This is a genomic window from Demequina sp. NBRC 110055 (assembly GCF_002090135.1).
GTDB lineage: Bacteria > Actinomycetota > Actinomycetes > Actinomycetales > Demequinaceae > Demequina.
The window spans coordinates 158,275-184,318 of sequence record NZ_BBRL01000006.1 but is presented as its reverse complement, the minus strand read 5'-3'; the positions used below and the strand labels follow the sequence as shown (position 1 = coordinate 184,318).

Genomic DNA, 26,044 nt, shown 5'->3' with positions numbered 1-26,044 from the left:
CGTGCGGGTCGTCGGCATCGAGACCGAGTACGGCATCGCGGACCCCGACCGTCCGCAGGCCAACCCCATCCTGATGTCCTCGCGCCTGGTGGAAGCATGCCGGGGCTGCGCGAACGGTCACACGACGCGCTGGGACTACGGCGGCGAGGACCCGCTCCAGGACCAGCGTGGCGAGCGACGGGACCGGGCCACGGCATCGGCCGACATGCTCACCGACGCCCACGAGTACCGGCCCGAAGACGGCGCCGTCACGCTGCGCCGTCGGCGTGGCTCGTGGGAGGACCCCGCGCACCTCAACGCCGTCCTCAGCAACGGCGCCCGCTTCTACGTGGACCACGCCCACCCCGAATATTCGGGTCCCGAGGTGCGCTCGGCCCGCGACGCCGTGCTGTGGGACGCGGCGGGGGACCGGATCGCGCTCGCGGCCGCAGCGCGCTACGCCGAGGACGAAGACGGCCGCGTCGAGCTGTACAAGAACAACGTCGACGGCAAGGGCTCGAGCTACGGCACGCATGAGAACTTCCTCGTGGACCGCGCGGTCGACTTCTCGGCCCTCGCGTCCCGGCTCACCGCCCACCTCGTCACGCGGCAGATCTTCACGGGCGCCGGCCGTGTGGGCCTCGGACAGCGCAGCCAGGAGGCGGGTTTCCAGATCTCCCAGCGCGCCGACTACATGGAGGCCGAACTGGGCCTCGAGACCACGCTGCGCCGGCCCATCGTCAACACGCGCGACGAACCCCATGCGACGCGCGCCCAGTGGCGCAGGCTGCACGTGATCATCGGCGACGCGAACTGCCTCCAGGTGCCCGTGTTCCTCAAGGTCGGCACCACCGCCCTCGTGCTCAGCGCCATCGAAGCCGACGACGAGCGGCTCGACGCGCTGGTGCTCGCCGACCCCGTGGCGGCGGTCGGTCAGGTCTCGCGCGACCTCACGTTGCGATCCGGCTTGCCACTCGCCTCCGGCGAGAGCGCGACCGCGCTCGAGATCCAGCGCGCGCTGCTCGAGATTTGTCGCTCGTACGCCGGCGACGCGGACGACGCGCTCGTCATTGCGCGCTGGGAGGCCGTCCTCGAGGCCCTGTCGCGCGACCCCATGGAGGCCGCCGCGGACGTCGAGTGGGTGGCCAAGCTTCGCCTCCTGGGCCGGCTGCGTGACAAGCATGCGACCGTCGACTCCGACGGCGTGGCCACGCCGCTCGCCTGGGATGCGCCGCTGCTGAGCGCGATCGACGTGCAATGGAGCCGCCTGGGCGACGGCTGGGCCGCCAAGCTCGCGGCCGCCGGTCAGGTCAGCGTTGTCGTCGATACCCACGAGGTCGAGCGCGCCGTCACCCACGCGCCGGCCGACACGCGCGCACGCCTGCGTGGCGGCGTCGTCGCGGCACGCCCGGACGTCGTCGATGCGGCGGGATGGTCCTCGGTGGTGCTTGACCTCGACGGCGATCACCTTGAGGTGGTCCACCTCGACGACCCGCATCGCGCGAGCCACCCCGTCCTCGACCGCCTCATCAGGGGAGCGTGACGCGGCGGGCGACCACGGCATCGGCCGCCCGGTCTAGACTTCCCGGTATGGGTCAGACATTCTCCTCAGGCCAGCCGTACGAAGACGACGCGCCCGAGCCGGCGCCCGCTCCCGCCAAGGCGGAGAGCACCGACGCACTCGACTCGCTGCTGGATGAGATCGACGACTCGTTGCAGACCAACGCCGAGCAGTTTGTGCGCTCCTTCGTGCAGAAGGGCGGGCAGTAGCCGCGACCACCACCGGCTTCGCGACCGACGTCCCCGCGCCGCTCGAGGTGCCCGCCGCCCGGCGCATCTTCGGGCTGGAGACCGAGTTCGGCCTGCACCTCGACGCGCCCGGCGCCCGCAGCGTGACGCCCGAAGAAGTGGCCGGGCACCTGTTCCACTCCGTGGTGCGATGGGGCCGCTCGTCCAACGTATTCCTCACCAACGCGTCGCGGCTGTACATCGACGTGGGTGCGCACCCCGAGTATGCGACCGCCGAATGCGACTCGCTCACGGACCTCATCGCCTCCGACAAGGCCGGCGAGCGCATCGTCCAGGACCTCGTCGCCGAGGGAGAGCAGCGCCTGCGTGACGCCGGCGTCGACGGCACGATCCACCTGTACAAGAACAACACCGACTCGGCCGGCAACAGCTACGGCTGCCACGAGAACTACCTGGTGCGCCGGCGTGCGGATTTCCGTGCCTTCGCCTCGGCGCTGCTGCCGTTCCTCATCACCCGTCAGATTGTGACCGGCGCTGGCACCATTACCCGCACGCCGCAGGGCGCCCACTATTCGTTCAGCCCGCGAGCGGATCACATGTGGGAGGGGCTGTCGTCCGCGACCACCCGCTCGCGTCCCATGATCAACACGCGCGATGAGCCTCACGCGAACGCCGAGCTGTACCGCCGCATGCACGTCATCGTCGGCGACTCGACGATGGCCGAGCCCACCACGTTACTGAAGGTCGGCGCGACCGATCTCATGCTGCGGCTCATGGAGGCGCACGTGCGCCTGCCCGACCTCACGCTGGCCAACGAGATGCAGGCCATCCGCGCGGTCGCGCACGACATCACGGGAGCCGCGACGGTCGAGCTCGCCGACGGCCGCCACCTCACGGCGGTCGAGATCCAACAGTCGTACCTCGATGTGGTGCGCGCGCACGTGGGTGACGTGATCGAGCCCACCGCAGAGGTGGAAAGCATCCTCGACCTGTGGGAGCGGGGCATTCGTGCGGTGCGAGAACAGAACCCTTCGCTCGTCGACACCGAACTCGACTGGGCCATCAAGTGGCGGCTCATCCAGCGCTACCAGGCCCGCCTGGGTTGCCGCCTCGACGACCCGCGGCTCGCGCGACTCGAACTCGCGTTCCACGATGTGTCGCCCGAGCGGGGCCTGTATCACCGTCTGGTGTCGCAGGGGCTGGTCCGCACGGTGGTGGAGGACGCGGCGATCGAGCGTGCCCGCACAGTGGCGCCCCAGAGCACGCGCGCAAAACTGCGAGGGGCGTTCGTCGAGGCCGCCTCCGCGTCGGGTCAGGACTACACCGTCGACTGGGTTCACCTGAAGCTCACGGGCGCGAGCAAAACGGTGCTTCTCAAGGACCCTTTCCGCCACGAGGACGCCCGCGTCGACACGCTCCTGGAGTCCCTCAGCGCCGACGAGCGCGGCTAGACTCGAGTCTCCCCACCTGCTCGGAAGGACGTCGCCATGCGTCGATTGCTCGCCTGCGCCCTCGGTGTGGTCGTCGCGCTGTCCGCGTGCACGGGCCCCGATCCCGACCCGTCGGTGACCGCGACCCCGGCGGGTGATATCTCCGACATCGTGGTGGGACAGTCGGATACGCTCGCGCCGTCGCTGACCTTCGAGCCAGGCCTCGACTACGCGCAGGAACAGTCATTGCTGCTGTGGAACGGGGAGGGCGCGCCTCTCGAGGATGGGCAGCCGCTGCTGCTCGACCTTTACGGAGAGTCGCTCGACGATGCGACCCCGGTGGTCAACACCTTCGACGGGCTTCCGCAGTCGTTTGTGCTCACGGAGGAGTCGCTCGGTGAGTCGCTGTACGCGACGCTCATCGACCTCAACGTCGGCGCGCGTGTGCTGACGGTGTCGCCGGGCAGCGGCGGCGAGGACCAGCCGCCCGTCACGATTCTGATGGACGTGCGCGCGGAGACCGCGGTGGGGCAGCAGGCTGACGCGCCGGCGGGTATGCCTGCGGTCAGCATGGGGGCCGACGGGCAACCCGTCGTCGAGATCCCCGAGGACGCCCCCGTTGTCTCTGACCTTCATGTGGCCACCCTCATCAGGGGAGTGGGCCCGCAGGTGACGACCACGTCGCGCGTGCTCGTGAACTACGCCGCCTTCTATTACGCGGACGGGGAGAACGACGAGGACGGCGCCTGGGAGGCGGGCGACCTGTTCCGCTCGTCGTGGGGTGCCGACCAGGAGCCCCTGACGCTCGACATGGATGCGGGCGAGGCCGTGCAGGGACTCACGCAAGGCATCTTGGATCAGACCGAAGGGTCTCGCGTCGAGATCGTCGTGCCTGGGTCGATCGGTTATCCGTCGCGTGGCACGATGGTTTTCGTCGTGGACATCCTCGACGTGTGGAACTCGGAGGAATAGTGGGCGCTGCCGTCAGGGTGATCCCCTGCCTGGACGTCGACGCTGGGCGCGTCGTCAAGGGTGTGAATTTCGTTGAGCTGCGCGACGCGGGCGACCCCGTAGAACTCGCGGCGGCGTACGGGGCCGCCGGCGCAGACGAGGTGACGTTCCTCGACGTGACCGCCTCGTCCTCCGACCGCGCCACGACCTATGACGTCGTGGGCCGCACCGCGGACCAGGTGTTCGTGCCGCTGACCGTGGGCGGGGGAGTGCGCTCGCCCGAGGACGTCGACCGTCTGCTGCGCGCGGGCGCCGACAAGGTGGGCGTGAACACCGCCGCGATCCAGCGTCCCGAGCTGATCTCCGAGATCGCCGCACGCTTTGGCAGTCAGGTCTTGGTGTTGTCGGTGGACGCGCGTCGCTGCACGGGAGATACCGTCACTGAGTCGGGCTTCGAGGTGACCACGCACGGCGGGCGCCACGGCACGGGCATCGACGCCGTCGAGTGGGCGCGCCGCGGCCAGGAACTCGGTGCGGGCGAGATCCTCCTGAACTCCATGGACGCCGACGGCACCAACGACGGCTTCGACCTCGACATGCTCGCGCGCGTGCGTGAGCAGGTGACGATTCCCCTGATCGCCTCGGGCGGCGCGGGGACCGCCGAGCACTTCGTCGAGGCGGCCCGCGCCGGCGCCGACGCCGTCCTCGCGGCGAGCGTCTTCCACTTCGGTGTGCTCACCATCACGCAGGTGAAAGACCACATGCGCGCAGCCGGGATTGAGGTGCGATGAGCCGCGACGACACGGCGCGGAACTATCGACTCACGGGATCGTTCAACCGCAAGGCCGTCCAACTGCTCTCTCACGCCGTGAAGACGGAGCCCAAGCGCTTCGCCATCGCCATTGGCTCCGCGGCGGCGTTCTCGCTGCTCACAGTGCTGTTCGGCACGCTCGTCGGCGACATTACCGACGAGGTCGTGATCCCAGGAGTCGAGGGCGACCCCATCGGCGGCATCTGGGGAGACTTCACGCAGGACCCCGTGACCGCGATCTGGATCGCCGGTGCCGTGTTCCTTTCCATCGGCGTGGTCAATGCCGCCCTGGTGGGGTTGCGCCGCGGCGTCCAGGGCATCGCCGTGGCGGGCGTCGCGGCGGAGCACCGCCGTGTGGTGGCCGATGCACTGGCAAGCCTGCCGCTCGGCTGGCACCGGGCAAACCCGTCGGGACGCATGCTGTCCGCCATGTCCTCGGATTCCGAGAGCGCCACCAACACGCTGCACCCGTTCGCGTTCACCATCGGGTCCTTCGTGATGATGTTCGCCGCCGGGTGGACGATGTGGCGCATGGATCCGTGGCTGGCGGTTACGGGACTGTCCGTGGTGCCCATCATCTTCCTCATCAACTACGCCTACGAGAAGGTCATCACGCCGCGGTGGGACCTGGGCCAGTCGCGCCGCGCGGAGGTCTCGACGATCGCTCACGAGAGCTTTGAGGGCGGCACCGTGGTCAAGGCACTGGGTGCCGAGGCTCGCGAGACCTCGCGGTTTGCCGAGGCGGCCCGCGGGCTCCAGGACGCGGACGTCAAGGTGGGGCGCACCTCGGCCTGGTTCGAGCCGCTCATGGACCTCATCGTGCCGCTCGGCGCCGTGGCGCTCATGATCGTGGGCGCCATCCGCGCCGAGGCCGGCTTCGTGTCCGTCGGCAACGTGGTGTCGTCGATCTACTTGGTGACGCTCATGGCCGTGCCGATTCGCGGTGTGGGCTGGGTGCTGGGCCAGATGCCGCAGGCACTCGTCGCCTTCCGCCGCATCGGCGAGATCGCCCAGGCGGCCACCGAAGTCGACGAGCCGGGCCACCGCCACGTCGCTAAGGACGGCGCCGGGGAGCTCGTGTTCTCGCACGCGGACATCGGGGCGGACGACGGCGATGGCAATCTCGCTATGATCCTGCACGACGTGTCGCTGCGCCTGGAGCCGGGCACCGTGACGGCCCTGGTGGGAGCCACGGGTGCGGGCAAGTCCACGGTGGCTCTCGCCGCGTCGCGGCTCGCGCGCCCCGTCGACGGCGCGATCACCCTCGACGAGGTGTCCCTGGAGGACATCGCGGGCCTCGGCGGGCACGTGGCGTTGGTCCCGCAGACGGCATTCGTGTTCGCCGGCACGGTGCGTGACAACGTGACCCTGGGCGAGGACTACGACGACGAGCAGGTCTGGGATGCGCTACGTCGCGCCAACGTCGTCGACGTCATCGAGAAGTTGGCGCGCGACGGTCAGTCGGGCCTCGACGGCGTGTTGGCCGAGCGAGGCATGAACCTGTCGGGTGGACAGCGTCAGCGCCTGGCGCTGGCACGCGCCCTGGTGCGCCGGCCCCGCGTCCTTGTCCTCGACGACGCCACGAGCGCCGTCGACCCGCGCGTCGAACAGGACATCCTGCATGGCCTCGCGGCAGACGGTCAGGGACCCACCGTGCTGATCATCGCCTACCGGCTGGCGTCCATCATGCTTGCCGACGCGATCGTCCATGTCGACGGCGGACGGGTCGTCGACGCGGGCGTGCACGCCGACCTGGTGGAGCGTGACGCGGGCTACCGCGAGCTGGTGCTCGCCTACGAAGAGGACTCGCGCCGTCAGGCGGAAGAAGAGGCGGGACGAATCTGATGCGCCAGCCCATGGATACCCGCACCATGTTCCGCCGCGGCTTTGCGGTGAGTCCCGAGTTCCGCGTCGGTCTCGGCGTCACCCTCACGCTCGCCGCCTTCGCGGCGACGGGCCGCGCCGCCGTGCCGTTCCTCACGCAGCGCGTGACGGACCTGGGGCTGATGGCGCCGGGCGGCGTCAACCTCGGCGTGGTCGTGCAGTACGCCGCGGCCGGCGCCGTCGTGCTCGTCATCGCCGCGATCCTCGCGTGGCGCGTGCGCGTGCGCATGGTGACGGCCGCCGAGACGGGCCTCGCGACGCTGCGCATCCGCGCGTTCCGCAAGGTCCACGAGCTCTCGGTCCTCACCCAGAACGAGGAGCAGCGCGGGCGTTACGTCTCTCGCGTCACGGGTGACGTCGAGACCATGCGTGACCTCATGCAATGGACCGGCGCGGCCATGATCATCGCCGCGCTCGAGTCCGTCGTCGTCTTCGGCGTGATGCTGCTGTACTCGTGGCAGCTCTCCCTGATCATCCTCGTGGCGTTCATCCCCATGGTCGGCTCGCTGATGTGGATTCAGCCGCGCGTGAGCCGTGCCTTCCAGCGGGTGCGCGAGCAGATGGCGGACCTGCTGGGCAAGACCAGCGAGCAGATCGTCGGAGTGTCCACCATCCGCTCGTACGGCGTGCAGCAGCGCATGCGCGATCAACTGCGCGAGGAGAACGACGACATCCTGGCCGCCGAGAAGAAGGCCTCGATCCTCGCGTCGGTGAACTTCTCGTCGACCGTGATCGGACAGTCGCTCGCGACCGGCCTCGCCCTCATCGGCGGCACCGTCATGGCCGTCAACGGCATGATGTCCGTCGGCACCGTGGTGGCGATGGCGTTCCTCGTGCACCAGTTCTCCGGTCCGGTGATGTGGATCATCGAGATGCTCGCCGAGATGCAGCGCGCGCTGGTGGGCTGGAAGCGCGTGCTCGAACTCGTGGATGAGGAGATCACCGTCGCGGACCCTGGCGCCGACGGCACCCCCATCCCGCATGGCCACGGCGAGCTCGAGATGTCCGGCATCCGGCTGACGTACCCCGGCGGGCCCGAGGTCCTCAAGGGCATCGACCTGACGGTGCCCGCGGGCAAGCGCATCGCGTTAGTCGGCACCACCGGCTCGGGAAAGACGTCGCTCGCACGCCTCATGTCGCGCTTCTTCGACCCCACCTCCGGCACCGTCAAGGTCGGCGGCGTCGACGTGCGCGAGGTCCCGATGGACTCGCTGCGCCGCTCGATCGCCGTGGTGCCGCAGGAGGGCTTCCTGTTCGACGGCTCCGTGTTGTCCAACCTCGCGTACGCGCTCCCGGAGGCCGATGAGGCCGAACTGCGGGCGCGGTCTCTGGCGGCCTTCGAATCGCTCGGCCTCGAGGGCTGGGTCGACGCTCTACCCGGCGGGCTCGACTGCCCGGTGGGCCCACGCGGCGAACTGCTGAGCGCCGGCGAGCGCCAGCTCGTGGCGATCGCCCGCGCCTACCTGCGCGACCCCGACCTGCTGATCCTCGACGAGGCCACGAGCGCCGTCGACCCCGCTACCGAGGTGCGCATCTCGCGTGCGCTCGAGTCGCTGATGCAGGGACGCACCTCCGTGGTGATCGCCCACCGCCTGTCCACGGCGGAACGCGCCGACCTCGTCGCCGTCATGGAGCACGGCGAGCTCACCGAGGTGGGCCCCCACCGCGATCTCGTGGCCGCGGGTGGCACCTACGCGTCGCTGCATGGCGCCTGGGTGGCTCAGACCCGCGACTGAGCCACGGCATCGGCCCCCGTCTATGGCGGAAATCGCCGCATGTGCGCCACGAGGACCACTTTCATGGCGGAGATCGGGCCACCAGGAAGCACAGGGGTGACGACCGGGAGCGGCGCCGACCGAGAGATCTGGAAGGATGTGCCCATGCCTTTGGACGCCAGCATCGCCGCCCGCCTCAAGCGCAACGCCGATGGCCTCGTGTGCGCTGTCGCGCAGGATCGCGATAGCCGCGACGTGCTCATGGTCGCGTGGATGAATGACGAGGCCCTGCACCAGACCCTCACGACGGGGCGCGCGGTGTACTGGAGCCGTTCACGTCAGGAGCTGTGGCGCAAGGGCGACACGTCCGGCCACCACCAGGATGTGCACGCCGTCGCGATCGACTGCGACGGCGACGCGCTGCTTCTGACGGTGACCCAGCACGGTGCCGCATGCCACACGGGCGAGCGCACCTGCTTCATTGAGGGCGGCCAGCTTCCGGTCACCGTCGAGGGAGCCTCCGCGTGAGCGAGACTGTGCGTCCCTCCTGGGGCGAGACCTGGCCCTCGCTGGAGCGGTTTGTCGAACTGGGCGCCACGCGCCGTGTGGTGCCCGTGGTGCGCCGCGTGCTCGCCGACGGCCTCACCCCCGTCGCCGTGTACCGCGCGCTGGGCCAGGAGCGCCCGGGCACCTTCATCCTCGAGTCGGCCGAGCCCGATGGCACCCGGGGCCGCTTCTCGTTCGTGGGCGCCGACTCGCGGGCGACGCTCACCATTCAGGGCGACGATGCCCGGTGGGCGGGCGACGTGCCGGTGGGCCTGACTGACGGTGCGCCCCTCGAGACCATCCGCCTCGCGCTGAAGGAACTCCAGTCCGAGCCGATCCCGGGTCTCCCGCCGCTGACGGGCGGCCTGGTCGGGGCCCTGGGCTGGGACATCATCCGCCAGTGGGAGCCTACGCTGCCGTTCAAGGCACCGCGGGAGATCGACGTGCCGGACGTGACCCTGCTGCTCGCGACGGACATCGCGGCCATGGACCATCACGACGGCTCCGTATGGTTGATCGCGAACGCCGTGAACGCGGACGCACGCGCCGAGGGCATCGAGCGTGCCCATGCCGACGCCGTCGCGCGCCTGGACCGCATGGAGCGTGCGCTCGTGGACGCCGACACCACCGAGGTGTCGCGGCTGGATCCCGACGCCCCCGAGCCCGCGCTTACGCAGCGCAGCGCACCGGGGGAGTACGAGGAGGCGGTGCGCTTTGCCAAGGAGGCGATTCGCGACGGCGAGGTCTTCCAGATGGTGCCGTCGCAGCGCTTCGACGTGGAGTGTCCCGCGAGCCCCCTCGACGTGTACCGCGTGCTGCGCACCCTCAACCCGTCGCCGTACATGTACTGCTTCCACCTCGCCGACGACGAGGGTCGCGAGTTCGCGGTGGTGGGCGCCAGCCCCGAGTCGCTCGCCGCGGTCAAGGACGGCAGGGTGTCGACGTTTCCGATCGCCGGCTCGCGACCGCGCGGCGCGAGCGTCGAGGAGGACGCGAAGCTCGAGGCCGACCTCCTGGCCGATCCCAAGGAGATCGCCGAACACGTCATGCTCGTCGACCTCGCGCGCAACGATCTCGTCAAGGTCTGCGAGCCGACGTCGGTCGAGGTGCTCGAGTTTATGAAGGTCAACCGTTACAGCCACATCATGCACATCTGCTCGACGGTGGTCGGCGAACTCGAGCCCCAGTACGGACCGGTCGACGTCCTGACCGCGACGTTCCCCGCCGGCACCCTGTCGGGCGCGCCCAAGCCGCGTGCGATCGCCCTGATCGACGAGATCGAGCCGGCCCGCCGCGCTCTGTACGGCGGCGCCGTGGGCTATTTCGACTTCGCGGGCAACATGGACATGGCCATCGCCATCCGCACGGCGCTCATCGAGAACGGCACGGCGCATGTGCAGGCCGGCGCAGGCATCGTCGCCGATTCCGTGCCCGCGACCGAGGACCAAGAGACCAAGGACAAGGCCGCAGCCATGGTCCGTGCCATCGGCATGGCGGCCCGCCTCAGAACCATCACCGCTGGCTAGACTGGCCCGCGACGACGTCAAGGAGAGATACATGTCGAGCATCGAGATTGCCCCCGAGGACCTTCCGGAGGTCGCCCACGCGAACCACGGTAAGACCACGGCGGCATGGACCACCAACATCGGTCTCGTGATCGCCGCGCTGTTCATCGGCCTGGGCCTGGCCTTCCCGGTGTGGGCGCTGGTGTGGGTCGGCGTCGCCATCGCCGTCGTCTCCCTGGCCACCGGTGCGACGCTACGCGCGTTGGGCCACGGTCAACCGCTGAGCTGACGGCCTCCGCACCGGACGCCGCCCGATTCGAAGGAGCATCACATGACTGACGTCCCTCCGCCCCCCGGCGGTCAGCCCCCGTACAACGGCGGACAACCTCCCTACGGTGGGATGACGCCTCCGCCCCCCGGCGGCTACGGTGCCCCGCCGCCCCCCGGCGGTTTCGGCGGAGCGTCCGAGGAGAAGAACAACCTGGGAGTCTGGGCCCTCGTGCTCGGCATCCTGACGTTCGTCTGCTGCGGAATCTTCTCCGCCATCGCCGCCATCATCGTCGGCAAGAAGTCGATGGAGGCCGCCGACCAGGGCCTCGCGACCAACGGCACGCTCGGCAAGGTCGGCTACATCCTCGGCTGGGTGGGTGTGGCCCTGTCGGTCGTGGGCATCGTGCTCTACGCGATCCTATTCGTAGCGGGTATCGCTACGAACGACTTCTCGTACTGATCTCACCGCGATGACGATGGCCGATGCCGTGGTCGCCCAGTCGCCTCCCTCACCAGGGAGGCGACTTGCGGCGCCGCTTGCGGCGTCGGCCATCGTCACGTCGGCGGCCGTTTACACGGCGCTCGCCAACCCGTACCAGGAGGGTTTCTTTCCCTCCTGCATGTGGCTGTCGCTGACGGGGCATTGGTGCCCCGGCTGCGGCGGCCTGCGGGCGGTTCATGAGCTTGCTCACGGTGACGTGGGGGCGGCGCTCGCCCTCAACCCGGTGGCGGTGCTCGTGGTCCTCCCGCTCGGCATTGCCCTGCTGGTGGCGTGGCTCAGGGCGGGCTGGCAGGGGCGTTCGGGACCACGCATCCCCATGTGGGTGGCCATCGCTCTTCCCGTCGTCTTCGGCGCCTTCTGGATCGCGCGCAACATCCCGGCGCTTGAGCCTTTCCTCGCTCCCTAGAGCGGCGCCGGCCGAGGTCAGGCGGCCTGGTGAGCGCCGGTACGATGGGCCGCATGGCAAGGGGAGAGCGATGACGACTGTGCTGGATAGCATCGTGGCGGGAGTGCGCGAGGATCTGGCGGTGCGCGAGAGTGCCACCACCATGGATCAGCTCAAGGAGCGGGCCGCGCGCCAGCCCGAGGCCATCGATGCGCGCGCCAAGCTGGCGAGCGCCGAGGTCTCGGTGATCGCTGAAGTCAAGCGCTCGAGCCCCTCGAAGGGTGACCTCGCGTCGATCTCCGACCCCGCCTTGCTCGCCACCGAGTACGAGGCTGGGGGAGCCTCGGTCATCTCGGTCCTCACCGAGCAGCGCCGCTTTGGCGGCTCGCTCGACGACCTCGACGCGGTGCGCGCGAAAGTTGACATCCCCATCCTCCGCAAGGATTTCATCGTCACGCCGTACCAGGTGTGGGAGGCACGCGCCCACGGCGCGGATGTCGTCCTTCTCATCGTCGCGGCGCTGGATCAGATGGCCCTCGAGGGGCTCGTGGAGCGCGTCCACTCGCTCGGCATGACCGCCCTGGTGGAGGTCCACGACGCCGAGGAGGTGAGCCGCGCCGTCGACGCCGGCGCGCGCGTCATCGGCGTCAATGCCCGCAACCTCAAGACCCTTGAGGTCGACCGTCACACGTTCGCGCGACTGGCTCCCACGATCCCCGCGGGAGTCGTGCGGGTGGCCGAGTCCGGCATCCGCGACGGCCACGACGTGGTCGAGTACGCCCGCATGGGGGCGGATGCAGTGCTCGTCGGCGAGGCGCTCGTCAAGGACAAGGACCCCCGCCAGGCGGTGGCCGACATGGTCGCGGCCGGCGCCCACCCGGCCCTGCGTGCGGTGCGCCCGTGACGGGCTCCCTGCAGTCCGCGCCGGGACCGTTCTTCGGCGAGTTCGGCGGACGCTTCGTCCCCGAGGCCCTCATGGCGGCGCTCGACGAGCTCACCGACGCCTACGACAAGGCGCGCGTCGACCCGGCGTTCTCGGAGGAGCTTGAACGGCTCGCCCGCGACTACACCGGTCGTCCCTCGATCATCACCGAGGTGCCGCGCTTCGCGGCCCATGCGGGCGGCGCTCGCGTGTTCCTCAAGCGCGAGGACCTCAACCACTCCGGCTCGCACAAGATCAACAACGTCCTGGGCCAGGCGCTGCTGACCAAGCGCATCGGCAAGAAGCGAGTGATCGCGGAAACGGGAGCGGGCCAGCACGGCGTCGCCACCGCGACGGCCGCCGCCCTGATGGACCTCGAGTGCGTCATCTACATGGGCGAGGAGGACACGGAGCGCCAGGCGCTGAACGTCGCCCGCATGCGCCTGCTCGGCGCCGAGGTGATCCCCGTGGCGACCGGCACGCGGACGCTACGCGACGCGATCAACGAGGCCTTCCGCGACTGGGTCGCCAACGTCGAGACCACCAACTACGTGTTCGGCACGGCCGCGGGCCCGCACCCGTTCCCGGCGATGGTGCGCGACTTCCAGCGCGTGATCTCCGTCGAGTCGCGCGAGCAGATGCTCGCCCTGGGCGGGCTGCCCGATGCGGTGCTGGCCTGCGTGGGCGGCGGCTCCAACGCGATCGGGTCCTTCGACGCCTACCTGGACGACACCGACGTGCGGCTCATCGGTTGCGAGGCCGCGGGCGACGGAGTGGAGACCGGCCGCCACGCCGCGACGCTCACCGGCGGCCGCCCTGGCATCCTGCACGGCTCCATGTCATACATTCTTCAGGACGACGAGGGCCAGACGCAGCCGTCGCACTCGATCTCCGCGGGGCTCGACTATCCCGGGGTCGGCCCCGAGCACACCTGGCTGTCCTCGATCGGGCGTGCCGAGTACTGGCCCGTCACGGACGCCGAGGCGATGGACGCGTTCCGCCTGCTGACCCGCACCGAGGGAATCATGCCCGCGATCGAGTCCGCGCATGCCCTCGCCGGCGCCATCCGCCTGGGCACGGAACTGGGCCCCGACGCGACGCTGCTCGTGACCCTCTCGGGCCGCGGCGATAAGGACGTCGAGCAAGCCGCGCGCTGGTTCGACATGTTCCCCGGAGAGGACGCATGAGCGCCATCACCGACCGCATCGACGCCTGCAAGGCGGAGGGCCGCGCGGCGCTCGTCGGCTACCTGCCGGTGGGCTACCCCGACGTCGACACGTCGCTCGAGGCCATGCGCGTGTTCGTCGAGGCCGGCTGCGACATCGTCGAGGTGGGCCCGCCCTACTCCGACCCCGTCCTAGACGGCCCTGTCATTCAGCATGCCGCCGCGATCGCGCTCGAGGGGGGCGTGCGGGTCGACGACGCGTTCCGTGCCGTCAGCGTCGTGGCACAGGCAGGTGCCGTGCCCGTCATCATGGCGTACGCCAACCTCATGCTCAGCCGCGGGTGGGAACGCTTCGCGACTGATCTGGTCGCCGCCGGGGGAGCGGGCGTGATCACGCCCGACCTGACCCCCGATGCGTCCCCGGAATGGATTGCCGCCGCCCGCGCCGCGGAGGTCGACACCATCTTCCTCACGGCGCCGTCGACGACGCGCGAGCGCATGCAACTGACGGCCGATGCATCGCGCGGCTTCGTCTATGCGACCAGCCTGATGGGCGTGACGGGGGAGCGTGCGTCGGTGGGCGACGCGGCCGCCGACGTGGTGGCTCGCACCCGCGAGGCGGGCGCCGAGCGCGTGTGTGTGGGCCTGGGAGTCTCAACCGGCCGGCAGGCGGCCGAGGTCGCGCGCTTTGCCGACGGCGTCATCGTCGGCTCCGCGTTCGTGAAGGCTATGGGAGATGCGGGCGACCTCAAGGCGTTGCGGGTCAAGGTCGAAGAGCTCGCCGCCGGTGTGCGGGGAGAGGCATGATCGCCGCCTCGATACCCTCGCCACCGGTCGAGTGGTCGTCGTTCTCGATCGGCCCGCTCACCATTCACACCTATGCGCTGTGCATCGTCGCGGGCATCTTCGTCGCCCTGTGGCTCACCACGCGCCGCTGGGTCGAGCGTGGCGGCGACCCTGACCTCGTGGGCGAGATCGCCCTGTGGGCTATCCCGTTCGGCATCATCGGTGGTCGGCTCTATCACGTCATCTCGACGCCCGGCCCGTACTTCGGTGAGGGCGGCAACCCCGTCGACGCCTTCAAGATCTGGGAGGGCGGGCTCGGCATCTGGGGCGCCGTCGCCCTCGGCGCCCTGGGCGCCTACATCGGCGCGCGTCGCCACGGTGCAAGCTTCAGCGCCTTCGCCGACGCCGCCGCCCCGGGAGTGCTGATCGCCCAGGCGATCGGTCGCCTCGGCAACTACTTCAACCAAGAGCTCTTCGGCGGTCCGACCGACCTGCCGTGGGGGCTCGAAATCGACCCCGCCTTCCGACCGGACGGCTACGAGCAGTTCGCGACGTTCCACCCCACGTTCTTGTATGAACTGCTGTGGAACCTCGCGGGGGCATTTCTCATCATCTGGCTCGACCGCAAGCGCGACCTGCGCGGCGGTCGAGTGTTCTGGCTCTACGTGATCGTCTACGTCTCGGGCCGCCTGTGGATCGAGACGGTCCGCATCGACACCGCGGTGCACATCCTCGGAGTGCGCGTGAACGTGTGGGTGTCGATCGGCGTGCTCCTTCTCGCCATCGTCGCGTTCGTGCTCCTTGGGCGTCGCCAGCGCGCCTCGGGGGTTCACATCCCGCGCGGCGAACTCGCCGCCACGGTGACGACGGCATCGGCCGTCGAGACGACGCATGCACCGGCGGATACAGCCCCCGAGGGCACAGACTCCCCGGACGATCGTCCCGAAGACCAGAACAACTCATAGACGATTCTTTACCTCGGGCCTTAAGGCGGTACGCTGAACACCCGTGTGTTCACCGGGCCGACGGCGCCCCTGCTACCCAAAGCCCACGTGTCCCCGTGGGCGGTTAAGGACGGTGTGATGGCAGCGCTTCTTGGCGCCTCGCAGCCCGCTTTCGGGCTCTATAACCCCGCGTACGAGCATGATGCGTGTGGTGTCGCCTTCGTGGCGACGCTGCGTGGCACGGCCGGCCGCGACATCGTGGATGCGGGGCTCACGGCGCTGAAGAACCTCGAACACCGCGGTGCCGTGGGCGCCGAGACGGAGACCGGCGACGGCGCAGGCATCCTGACGCAGGTCCCGGACGTGTTCCTGCGTTCCGTCGTGGATTTTGAACTGCCCGAGGCTGGTCGCTACGCGGTCGGCATCGCCTTCCTCACGCCCGGCACCGAGGCCGACGAGGTGCGCGCCTTCGAGGACGCCGCCGCCATCGAGAACGTGCGTGTCCACGGCTGGCGCGACGTTCCTGTCAACCCCGAGCCGCTGGGACCCTCGGCCCGCGCCGCGATGCCGGTGTTCCGCCAGGTGTTCGTCTCGGCCGATGGCGCGCAGGGGATCGAGCTCGACCGCCGCGTGTACCGGGTGCGCAAGCGCGCCGAACGCTCCGGCGGCCCGTTCTTCGCGTCGCTGTCGAGCCGCACGCTGACCTACAAGGGCATGCTCACGACCTACCAGCTCGAGCAGGTTTTCCCCGACGTCACCCACGAGCTGTTCGCGTCCGAGCTGGCGCTGGTGCACTCGCGCTTCTCCACCAACACGTTCCCGTCGTGGCCGCTCGCGCAGCCGCTGCGCGGCATCGCCCACAACGGCGAGATCAACACGGTTCAGGGCAACCGCAACTGGATGGCCGCACGCGAGGGCACCCTGCAGTCGGACCTCCTGGGCGAGCTCGGCGAGTTGATGCCCGTGTGCTCGCCGTCGGCGTCTGACACCGCCTCGTTCGACGAGGTGCTCGAGCTGCTCCACCTCGGCGGCCGTTCGTTGCCGCACTCGGTGCTGATGATGATGCCCGAGGCGTGGCAGAACAACGACGAGATGGACCCCGCGCGACGAGCCTTCTACGAGTACCACTCGGCGCTCATGGAGCCGTGGGACGGCCCCGCCGCGCTGCACTTCACCGACGGCACGCTGATCGGCGCCACGCTCGACCGCAACGGACTGCGTCCCGGACGCTTCTGGCTGACGGACGACGGCCTTGTCGTCGCCGGCTCGGAGGCGGGCCTGCTCGACATCGACCCCGCCAAGGTCGTCCGCAAGGGTCGCCTGCAGCCCGGCCGCATGCTGCTCGTCGACACGGCCGCCGGCCGCATCATCGAGGACGAGGAGATCAAGTCGACCCTCGCCGCGGAGCACCCCTACGAGCAGTGGGTGCGCGACAACGCCGTGCGCCTGTCCGAGGCGCCCGAGCGCGAGCACATCGTGCACTCCCGTGCCTCGGTGAAGCGTCGCCAGCGGGCCTTCGGCTACACGGAGGAGGAGCTCAAGAAGCTGCTCGTCCCGATGGCGCGCGACGGTGCCGAGCCCCTGGGCGCGATGGGTTCCGACACCCCGATCGCCGTGCTCTCGAGCCGCCCGCGACTACTTTTCGACTACTTCACGCAGATGTTCGCGCAGGTCACCAACCCGCCGCTGGACGCCATCCGCGAAGAGATCGTCACGGCCATTTCGGGCGCCATCGGCCCCGAGCCGAACCTGCTGGCCGCGACGCCCGAGCACGCGCGCAAGATCATGCTCGACTTCCCGGTCATCGACAACGATGAGCTCGCGAAGGTCATGCACATCGACGCCGACCCGCGTCTCAAGGGTGTGTTCTCGGCGCGCAAGATTCGCGGCCTGTACCGCGTCAGCGCCGGGCACGAAGGCCTCGAGCGGCGCCTCGCGGACATCTTCGACGAGGTCGACCAGGCCATCCGCGAGGGTGTGTCCTTCATCGTGCTGTCCGACCGCGACTCCAACCAGGACTTCGCGCCGATTCCTTCGCTGCTGTTGACCGGTGCGGTGCACCATCACCTGGTGCGCAACCACACCCGTACCCGCGTGTCGCTGCTCGTGGAGGCCGGCGACGTGCGCGAGGTGCACCACGTCGCGCTGCTAGTCGGCTACGGCTGCGCTGCGGTGAACCCGTATCTCGCGATGGAGACCATTGAGGACCTCGTCGAGCGCGGCTACCTGGGCGACATCGACCCAGACAAGGCGGTCAAGAACTTCATCAAGGCACTCGGCAAGGGTGTGCTGAAGATCATGTCCAAGATGGGGATCTCGACCATCCAGTCGTACCGCGGTGCGCAGGTGTTCGAGGCCCTCGGATTGTCGCGCGAACTGGTGAACCGCCACTTCGCGGGCACCCCCAGCCAGGTCGATGGCGCAGGACTCGACGTCATCGCCAAGGAGGTGGCATTGCGCCACGCCGACGCGTACCCCGCGTCGGGCGACCTGCCCGTCCACCAGCGCCTTAACACCGGCGGCGAGTACCAGTGGCGCCGCGACGGCGAGGAGCACCTGTTCGACCCGCAGACGGTGTTCAAGCTCCAGCACGCGACCCGCACGCGTCAGTACGACGTGTTCCGCGAGTACACCGACCGCGTCGACAACCAGTCCGAGCGGCTCATGACGCTGCGCGGCCTGCTCGAGTTCGACTCCGGCCGTGAGCCCGTGTCGATCGACGAGGTCGAGCCCGTCAGCGAGATCGTCAAGCGCTTCAACACGGGCGCCATGTCGTACGGCTCGATCTCGGCCGAGGCGCACGAGACGCTCGCGATCGCCATGAACCGCCTGGGCGGACGCTCCAACACCGGTGAGGGCGGCGAGAGCCCCGAGCGCCTCTACGACCCCGAGCGCCGCAGTTCCATCAAGCAGGTCGCCTCGGGCCGTTTCGGCGTGACGTCCGAGTACCTCGTGAACGCGGACGACATTCAGATCAAGCTCGCCCAGGGCGCCAAGCCCGGTGAGGGCGGTCAGTTGCCGGGCAACAAGGTGTACCCCTGGGTCGCCGACACCCGTCACTCGACGCCTGGCGTCGGCCTGATCTCCCCGCCGCCGCACCACGACATCTACTCGATCGAGGACCTCAAGCAACTGATCCACGACCTAAAGAACGCGAACCCCGGGGCGCGCATCCACACCAAGCTGGTGTCGGAAGTGGGCGTCGGCACCATCGCTGCCGGAGTGGCCAAGTGCAAGTCGGACGTGGTCCTCATCTCGGGCCAGGACGGCGGTACCGGCGCGAGCCCGCTGAACTCGCTCAAGCACGCGGGTGTGCCGTGGGAGATCGGCCTGGCCGACACCCAGCAGACCCTGGTGCTCAACGACCTGCGCGACCGCATCGTGGTCCAGGTCGACGGCCAGATGAAGACCGGCCGCGACGTGGTCGTGGCGGCGCTGCTGGGCGCCGAGGAGTTCGGCTTCGCGACCGCGCCGCTCGTCGTCGAGGGCTGCATCATGATGCGCGTATGCCACCTGGACACGTGCCCCGTGGGTGTCGCCACTCAGAACCCCGAGCTGCGCAGCCGCTTCAGCGGCAAGCCCGAGTTCGTCGTGACGTTCTTCGAGTTCATCGCTCAGCAGGTGCGCGAGCACCTCGCGGCGCTGGGCTTCCGGTCGATTGCGGAGGCCGTGGGTCATGTCGAGGCACTCGACGCGCGCAAGGCGATTTCCCACTGGAAGGCCGCGGGCCTCGACCTCGCGCCCTTGCTCGCCCGCCCCGAACCCGGCCGCGCGATTACCAGCGCCACCACGCAGGACCACGGCCTGGAGCACGCACTCGACAACGAGCTCATCTCTCGCTCGCAGCCCGCGCTCGAGCGTGGCGAGAATGTCGAGATCGACCTGCCGATCACGAACGTGAACCGCACCGTCGGCACCATGCTGGGGCATGAGGTGACCAAGCGCTACCGTGCGGTAGGCCTGCCGGACGACACCATTGCGGTGACGTTCCATGGCTCGGCCGGACAGTCATTCGGCGCCTTCGTCCCGCGCGGCATCACGCTGCGGTTGCTGGGCGACGCCAACGACTACGTCGGCAAGGGCCTGTCGGGAGGGCGCATCGTGGTGCGTCCCGCGCGCGAGTCGATGATGGACGACTCGAAGGACGTCATCGCCGGCAACGTCATCGGCTATGGCGCGACCGCGGGAGAGATCTTCCTGCGCGGCCAGGTCGGCGAGCGCTTCTTGGTGCGCAACTCCGGCGCCACCGCCGTCGTCGCGGGCGTCGGTGACCATGCCCTCGAATACATGACGGGAGGCACCGCGGTCATCCTTGGTCGCACCGGCCGCAACCTGGGAGCGGGCATGTCGGGCGGTACCGCCTACGTGTTCGACCTGCGCCCCGAGCGCGTCAACGCCCAGGCCATCGCGAGCGGCGAGCTCACGCTCAGCCCGCTCGACCCCGAGGACGAGGTGATCGTGCGCACGCTGCTCGAACGCCACGTCGACGAGACCGAGTCCCCGCGCGGTCGCGACCTGCTGGCGCGGTGGGACGAGATCAAGGGCCGCTTCACGCGCGTCCTGCCCGCCCAGTACGCACGCGTGCGCGAGGCCCTCGCGGAGCTCGAGAGCTCCGGAGGGGACCTCTCCGCGCCGGGCGCATGGGCCGAGTTCCTGGAGGTGACGAGCCGTGGCTGACCCGCGCGGATTCCTCAAGACCCGTGAGCGCGAGCTCCCGAAGTCCCGTCCCGTCGAGGTGCGTTTGCTCGACTGGAAGGACGTCAAGGACCAGCTCAGCAAGGACGAGCCCACCCTGCGCCGTCAGGCCGGGCGCTGCATGGACTGTGGCATCCCGTTCTGCCACCAAGGTTGCCCGCTGGGCAACATCATCCCCGAGTGGAACGACCTCGTGCGCGAGGGCCACTGGGCGGATGCGATCGAGCGCCTGCACGCGACCAACAACTTCCCGGAGTTCACCGGGCGGATCTGCCCTGCTCCATGCGAGACTTCTTGTGTGCTCGGCATCAACCAGCCCGCGGTCACGATCAAGAACATCGAAGTCGAGATCATCGACCACGCGTTCAAGGACGGCAACGTCAAGCCGTTCATCCCGCAGCGCCTGACCGGCAAGACGGTCGCCGTCGTCGGCTCGGGTCCCGCTGGTCTGGCCGCCGCCCAGCAGCTCACCCGCGCGGGTCACACGGTGCGCGTGTACGAGAAGGACGACGCGATCGGCGGCCTGCTGCGCTACGGCGTGCCGGACTTCAAGCTCGAGAAGATGCACATCGACCGCCGCATCGAGCAGATGGAGGCGGAGGGCACCCGCTTCCGCACCTCCGTGACGATCGGCGAGGACATCACGTGGGACGAGCTGCGGGCCCGCTACGACTCCGTGCTGATCGCCACGGGAGCCCCCGAGCCCCGCGAACTTCCCCTGCCCGGGCGTGAGCTGGACGGCATCCACTTCGCGATGCCGTACCTCCACCAGGGCAACGAGGCCGTCGCCGGCGCACAGGTCGAAGACCAGATCACGGCCGCGGGCAAGCACGTCATCGTCATCGGTGGCGGTGACACCGGCTCCGACTGCATCGGCACCGCGCTGCGCCAGGGGGCGGCATCGGTGACCACCTTGGCGATCGGCAAGCAGCCGCCGCTGTCGCGGCCCGAAAGCGAGCCGTGGCCCACCGACCCTCGTGTCTTCGAGGTGTCATCGAGCCACGAGGAGGGCGGCGAGCGCGAGTACCTCGCGTCGACCGTCGAGTTCGTCGGCGACGAGGCGGGCCACGTGCGCGCGCTCAAGGTCGCCGTCACCCAGTACAACGAGGACGGCTCCCGCACCCCCACCCCGGGGACGGAGCGGGAGATCCCGGCCGACCTCGTCCTCATCGCGATGGGCTTCACCGGCCCCGAGACCGATGAGTTGCACACTCAGGGCGGCGTTGCCGTCACGGACCGGGGGCGCATCGAGCGCTCGGACGACTTCCACACCTCGACCGACGGCGTGTTCGTCGCAGGCGACGCAGGACGCGGCGCCTCCCTCGTGGTGTGGGCCATTGCGGAAGGCCGAGCGGCCGCCGCAGCCATCGACGAATACCTGACCGGCAGCACCGAGCTGCCGGCACCTGTGACGGCGCGCACGGTAGCCATCCGCGCCTGACATACGACTGAGGTTGGAGAACATGCGTAAAGCGAAGATCGTCTGCACCATCGGGCCGGCCACCGCGCCGATCGAGCGGATGCGCGAGCTGGTGAACGCGGGCATGGACGTTGCCCGTATCAACCGCTCGCACGGCTCGACCGAGGAGCACGAGGCGGTGTACAACAACGTCCGCCAGGCGGCCCAGGAGGCCGGGCGGAACGTGGCGGTGCTGGTGGACCTGCAGGGCCCCAAGATCCGTCTCGAGAAGTTCGCGAACGGCCCCCACGAGCTTGCCGTGGGTGACGTGTTCACCATCACGACGCGCGACGTCGAGGGCACCAAGGACATTTGCGGCACCACCTTCAAGGGCCTGCCCGGTGACTGCTCGCCCGGCGACACGCTGCTGATCGACGACGGCAAGGTTCGCCTCGAGGTCACCGACGTGGTCGACGGCACCGACGTCGTCACCAAGGTCGTCGTTCCCGGCCCCGTGTCGAACAACAAGGGCATCAACCTGCCCGGTGTGTCCGTCTCGGTGCCCGCGCTGTCCGAGAAGGACGAGGACGACCTGCGCTGGGGCCTCAACATCGGCGCGGACTTCATCGCGCTGTCGTTCGTGCGATCCGCCAAGGACTACGAGGACGTCGCCCGCATCATGGCCGAGGAGGGCATCACCCTTCCCGTCGTCGCCAAGGTCGAGAAGCCTCAGGCCGTCGACAACCTCGAGGAGATCGTCGACGCGTTCGACGGCATCATGGTCGCCCGTGGTGACCTTGGTGTGGAGCTGCCGCTCGAAGAGGTGCCGCTCGTTCAGAAGCGTGCCATCGAGCTGTGCCGCGCCTACGCGAAGCCCGTCATCGTCGCCACCCAGGTGCTCGAGTCGATGACCCACTCGCCGGTGCCGACCCGCGCCGAGACCTCGGACTGCGCCAACGCCATCCTCGACGGCACCGACGCGGTGATGCTTTCGGGCGAGACCTCGGTCGGTGACTTCCCGATTGTCACCGTCGAGACCATGGCCCGCATCGTGCGCAACACGGAGGAGAAGGGGTACTCGCGCATCGCGCCCTTCCTCACCACCCCCAAGACGCGTGGTGGCGCCGTGACCCACGCGGCGGCCGAGATCGCCGACGTCCTGGACATCAAGTACATCGTCACCTTCACGCAGTCCGGCGACTCGGCGGTCCGTATGGCCCGCCTGCGCCCGTCGGTGCCGATGCTCGCCTTCACCCCCGACCCCAAGACTCAGAAGCGCCTCGCGCTGACGTGGGGCGTGAACGCGCGCGTCGTGGACCGCGCCGAGACGGCGGATGACATGGTCAACATGGTCGACGCCGCGCTGAAGGCCGATGGTCTGGTGGAGGACGGCGACTACGTGGTGGTCGTCTCCGGTACCCCGGTGGGCATCCCCGGCACCACCAACTCGGTGTTCGTGCACAAGATCGGTCAGGTGCGCGGCTAACGCCCCGGACCCGACGCACAGGGCCCGCCACACCGTCAGGTGTGGCGGGCCCTTCGCCGTCGTCGGCCGCGCGGACGGCCGATGCCGTGGCTTAGTCGCGCTGGGGGGCGAAGGTGGCGGCGTCGCGGTCGGGCAGGGTGGGCTTCGCTCTCTGGTAATCCTCGCGGAACAGGGGAGAGGAGATCAGGAAGTCCGCGGTGGCGATATTCGAGGCCATGGGGATGTTCCACACGGCTCCCAGGCGCAGCAGTGCCTTCACGTCGGGATCGTGGGGCTGGGCCTCCAGCGGATCCCACAGGAACACCAGCATGTCGATGCCGCCCTCCGCGATCTTGGCGCCAATCTGCTGGTCACCGCCGACCGGGCCGGACAGGAAGCGGTGAACGGGCAGACCCAGCTCGTATTCAAGCAGCGTGCCGGTGGTCCCCGTCGCATACAGATGATGCGGCGCGAGGGAGCCCTTGTTGAAGCTCGCCCACTCGAGTAGTTCGACCTTCTTGTTGTCGTGCGCGACGAGCGCAATGTGTCGCGAGGCGATGCGTGCCATCGGTCAACCTCCTTCGATTCTCCGACGAGTATCGCAGGCGGCGACCCGAGGATGGGCCCCCAACACAGCATCGGCCCTGGGAAAGCGATTGCTCTCACCAGGGCCGATGCCGTTCTCTGGTGCCCCGAGTGGGATTCGAACCCACACTGGTACGGGTTTGAGCCGTATGCCTCTGCCAGTTGGGCTATCGGGGCGTCCGGAGACTAGGCTAGCGCCTGTGACCGAAGCCAAGAACACACCCGAGACCGTCGCCCCCACGAGCGGAGCGAGGAAGCGCCGCGCCGTCGTTGCCGAGGACGAGGCCCTGATCCGTATGGACATCGTCGAGACGCTCCGCGAGGGCGGCTACGACGTGGTCGGTGAGGGCGCCAACGGTGAGGAGGGCGTCGCGCTGGCCAAGGAGCACAAGCCCGACGTCGTCGTCATGGACATCAAGATGCCCGTCATGGACGGCATCACCGCCGCCGAGCAGATCGCCGCCGAGCGTGTCGCTCCCGTCGTGCTGCTGACGGCGTTCTCGCAGACCGAACTCGTCGAGCGCGCCCGCGACGCCGGTGCCATGGCCTACGTCGTCAAGCCGTTCACGCCGGCCGACCTGCTGCCCGCCGTCGAGATCGCCGCGTCGCGGTTCTCGGAGATCCGCGCCCTCGAGTCGGAGATCGCGGACATCAACGAGCGCATGGAGACCCGCAAGAAGGTCGAGCGCGCCAAGGGCCTGCTGATGGAGAAGATGAAGCTCAACGAGCCCGAGTCGTTCCGCTGGATCCAGAAGACGTCGATGGACCGCCGCCTTACGATGAAGGAGGTCGCGGAGGCCGTCATCGAGCAAATGGGCGGAAAGTAGGATCATTCGCCCCAAGGCGCGTGTCGATACGGTCGACACGCGCCTTTTGCATATCTGCCAGGTCACAGAATCGTGATGATCAGGACCCCCACTGGAAATGAATGGTCGGTAACGTGAACCCATCGCCGCCAGGGACCGTCCTTGGGGCGACAAGGCTGACAAGCAATGTCAGTGTGGAGGGAACACAACATGGCACGATGGAACACCATCGCGCGGGGCGCGGCCTTTGCGGCCGCCGCTTCGCTGGCCCTCGCGGCCTGCTCGACCGACGCTGAGCCCGAGAGCTCCGAGTCGGCCACGGGCGGCACCGAGGCCACCGGTTCGACCGAAGCTCTGAAGATCGGCACGGTGCTGCCGCTGACCGGTTCGCTCGCCTTCCTCGGCCCGCCCGAGGTTGCCGGCGTTGACCTCGCGATCCAGGAGATCAACGAGGCCGGCGGTGTGCTCGGCGCCGACGTCGAGGTGGAGCACGGCGACTCGTCCGACACGCAGCAGGCGCAGATCGCCCCGCAGACGGCCTCCGGCCTGATCTCGAACGGCGTCTCCGCGATCATCGGCGCGGCCTCGTCGGCCGTGACGCTGAACTTCATCGACGACGTGATGGCGGCCGAGGTCGTTCAGGTCTCGCCCGCGAACACCGCGACGTCGCTGTCGGGCTATAACGACTTCTTCTTCCGCACTGCTCCGCCGGACTCCGTGCAGGGCAACGCGCTCGCCAACCTCATCCTCGACGACGGCCACACCAACGTCGGCATCCTCGTGTTCAACGAGGACTACGGCACCGGTCTGCGCGACGTCATCAAGTCGACGGTCGAAGAGGCCGGCGGCACCATCACGTACGGTAACCCGGGCGAGGAGTTCGACCCGGCCGCCACGAACTTCTCGGCCGAGGTCGAGGCCGTCATGGCGACCGACCCCGACGCGCTCGTGGTGATCGCGTTCGACCAGACCAAGCAGATCCTTCCCGAGCTGCTGGCCGCTGGCATGGACCCCGCCACGCTGTACATGACGGACGGTAACACCGCCGACTACTCGGCCGACCTTGACCCGGGCGCCATCGAGGGTGCTCAGGGCACCATCCCCGGTGCTCAGGCCTCGGACGAGTTCGCCACGCGCCTCGAGGAGGCCTATGGCGAGACGCTCGACTCGCTCGCCTACGGTCCCGAGTCCTACGACGCCACCATGCTGGTCGCGCTCGCCGCGGTCCACGCTGGTGCCACGGACGGTCCCTCGATCCAGTCGTCGATGGCGGCCGTGTCGGGCGCCACTGGCGGCACCGAGTGCACCGGCTTCGCCGAGTGCGCCGAGCTGCTCGAGGCTGGCGAAGAGATCAACTACCAGGCCGTCTCCGGCGTGGGCCCGTTCAACGACGCCAACGACCCCTCGGCCGCGTACGTCGGTGTCTACCAGTACGACGAGAACAACGTGCAGAACTGGGTCTCCGAGGTCTTCGGTGAGGTTCCCGCCTCCTGATCCTCGTGATCTAGCACAGCACTAGGGGAGGGCCCCGGCTTCGGCCGGGGCCCTCT

Annotated in this window: 22 protein-coding genes and 1 tRNA gene; 21 read left to right on the top strand and 2 right to left on the bottom strand. The window is 69.1% G+C overall.

The features are described from left to right. Position 1: 1 nt before the first annotated feature. The 19 genes from dop (at position 2) to pyk (ending at position 23,124) form a co-directional block, all read left to right on the top strand. Entirely contained in the window at positions 2–1,522 is a 1,521-nt protein-coding gene (gene dop / locus B7K24_RS07850; protein ID WP_159449187.1) for a depupylase/deamidase Dop, read from the top strand. Between the two features lie 47 nt (positions 1,523–1,569). Next, positions 1,570–1,749, top strand: coding sequence for a ubiquitin-like protein Pup (locus tag B7K24_RS07845; RefSeq protein ID WP_084129783.1), 180 nt, complete (start codon positions 1,570–1,572; stop codon positions 1,747–1,749). 47 nt (positions 1,750–1,796) lie between these two features. Beyond that, positions 1,797–3,179: a Pup--protein ligase gene (gene pafA, locus B7K24_RS07840; RefSeq protein ID WP_084129782.1), complete on the top strand. Its 1,383-nt coding sequence runs from the start codon at positions 1,797–1,799 to the stop codon at positions 3,177–3,179. Between the two features lie 36 nt (positions 3,180–3,215). After that, complete coding sequence (locus B7K24_RS07835) at positions 3,216–4,130, top strand: FKBP-type peptidyl-prolyl cis-trans isomerase (protein ID WP_084129781.1); 915 nt, start codon at positions 3,216–3,218, stop codon at positions 4,128–4,130. Continuing rightward, entirely contained in the window at positions 4,130–4,900 is a 771-nt protein-coding gene (gene hisF / locus B7K24_RS07830; RefSeq protein WP_084129780.1) for an imidazole glycerol phosphate synthase subunit HisF, read from the top strand. Before B7K24_RS07835 ends, hisF begins: the two co-directional genes overlap by 1 nt. Beyond that, positions 4,897–6,765: an ABC transporter ATP-binding protein gene (locus tag B7K24_RS07825; protein ID WP_084129779.1), complete on the top strand. Its 1,869-nt coding sequence runs from the start codon at positions 4,897–4,899 to the stop codon at positions 6,763–6,765. The genes hisF and B7K24_RS07825 overlap by 4 nt, the downstream gene beginning before the upstream one ends. An 11-nt stretch (positions 6,766–6,776) precedes the next feature. Next, positions 6,777–8,540: an ABC transporter ATP-binding protein gene (locus B7K24_RS07820; RefSeq protein ID WP_159449186.1), complete on the top strand. Its 1,764-nt coding sequence runs from the start codon at positions 6,777–6,779 to the stop codon at positions 8,538–8,540. 144 nt (positions 8,541–8,684) lie between these two features. After that, on the top strand, positions 8,685–9,047 hold the full coding sequence (hisI, locus tag B7K24_RS07815) for a phosphoribosyl-AMP cyclohydrolase (RefSeq protein ID WP_084129841.1): 363 nt from the start codon (positions 8,685–8,687) through the stop codon (positions 9,045–9,047). Next, entirely contained in the window at positions 9,044–10,591 is a 1,548-nt protein-coding gene (locus tag B7K24_RS07810) for an anthranilate synthase component I (protein WP_084129777.1), read from the top strand. The genes hisI and B7K24_RS07810 overlap by 4 nt, the downstream gene beginning before the upstream one ends. Before the next feature lie 31 nt (positions 10,592–10,622). Next, positions 10,623–10,859, top strand: a complete 237-nt coding sequence (locus tag B7K24_RS07805; RefSeq protein WP_084129776.1) for an HGxxPAAW family protein — start codon at positions 10,623–10,625, stop codon at positions 10,857–10,859. A gap of 42 nt (positions 10,860–10,901) precedes the next feature. After that, a complete protein-coding gene (locus tag B7K24_RS07800; RefSeq protein ID WP_084129775.1) occupies positions 10,902–11,300 on the top strand; it encodes a DUF4190 domain-containing protein in 399 nt (132 codons plus the stop codon). A 10-nt stretch (positions 11,301–11,310) separates the two neighbouring features. Then, on the top strand, positions 11,311–11,748 hold the full coding sequence (locus tag B7K24_RS07795; RefSeq protein ID WP_084129774.1) for a DUF2752 domain-containing protein: 438 nt from the start codon (positions 11,311–11,313) through the stop codon (positions 11,746–11,748). A 70-nt stretch (positions 11,749–11,818) separates the two neighbouring features. After that, positions 11,819–12,631 carry an indole-3-glycerol phosphate synthase TrpC gene (trpC, locus tag B7K24_RS07790; protein WP_084129773.1) on the top strand — a complete coding sequence of 271 codons (813 nt, stop codon included), beginning with the start codon at positions 11,819–11,821 and terminating at the stop codon, positions 12,629–12,631. Further along, positions 12,628–13,836, top strand: a complete 1,209-nt coding sequence (gene trpB, locus B7K24_RS07785; protein ID WP_084129772.1) for a tryptophan synthase subunit beta — start codon at positions 12,628–12,630, stop codon at positions 13,834–13,836. The genes trpC and trpB overlap by 4 nt, the downstream gene beginning before the upstream one ends. Further along, a complete protein-coding gene (gene trpA / locus B7K24_RS07780) occupies positions 13,833–14,621 on the top strand; it encodes a tryptophan synthase subunit alpha (RefSeq protein WP_084129771.1) in 789 nt (262 codons plus the stop codon). Before trpB ends, trpA begins: the two co-directional genes overlap by 4 nt. Further along, complete coding sequence (gene lgt, locus B7K24_RS07775) at positions 14,618–15,565, top strand: prolipoprotein diacylglyceryl transferase (protein ID WP_084129770.1); 948 nt, start codon at positions 14,618–14,620, stop codon at positions 15,563–15,565. The genes trpA and lgt overlap by 4 nt, the downstream gene beginning before the upstream one ends. Positions 15,566–15,682: 117 nt before the next feature. Then, positions 15,683–20,221, top strand: a complete 4,539-nt coding sequence (gene gltB / locus B7K24_RS07770) for a glutamate synthase large subunit (RefSeq protein WP_084129769.1) — start codon at positions 15,683–15,685, stop codon at positions 20,219–20,221. After that, positions 20,214–21,680 carry a glutamate synthase subunit beta gene (locus B7K24_RS07765; RefSeq protein WP_084129768.1) on the top strand — a complete coding sequence of 489 codons (1,467 nt, stop codon included), beginning with the start codon at positions 20,214–20,216 and terminating at the stop codon, positions 21,678–21,680. The genes gltB and B7K24_RS07765 overlap by 8 nt, the downstream gene beginning before the upstream one ends. Before the next feature lie 22 nt (positions 21,681–21,702). Beyond that, on the top strand, positions 21,703–23,124 hold the full coding sequence (gene pyk, locus B7K24_RS07760) for a pyruvate kinase (protein ID WP_084129767.1): 1,422 nt from the start codon (positions 21,703–21,705) through the stop codon (positions 23,122–23,124). A 91-nt stretch (positions 23,125–23,215) separates the two neighbouring features. Here the strand turns inward: pyk and B7K24_RS07755 are convergent, their stop codons facing one another. Beyond that, entirely contained in the window at positions 23,216–23,671 is a 456-nt protein-coding gene (locus tag B7K24_RS07755) for a methylglyoxal synthase (protein ID WP_084129766.1), read from the bottom strand. Positions 23,672–23,788: 117 nt separating this feature from the next. Continuing rightward, positions 23,789–23,865: transfer RNA gene (locus B7K24_RS07750), tRNA-Leu, on the bottom strand. Between B7K24_RS07750 and B7K24_RS07745 the strand changes: the two genes are divergently transcribed. Next, on the top strand, positions 23,838–24,515 hold the full coding sequence (locus B7K24_RS07745; protein ID WP_084129765.1) for a response regulator: 678 nt from the start codon (positions 23,838–23,840) through the stop codon (positions 24,513–24,515). The two genes, B7K24_RS07750 and B7K24_RS07745, sit on opposite strands and share 28 nt — an antisense overlap. 189 nt (positions 24,516–24,704) lie before the next feature. After that, entirely contained in the window at positions 24,705–25,988 is a 1,284-nt protein-coding gene (locus B7K24_RS07740) for an ABC transporter substrate-binding protein (protein ID WP_084129764.1), read from the top strand. Positions 25,989–26,044 lie beyond the last annotated feature (56 nt).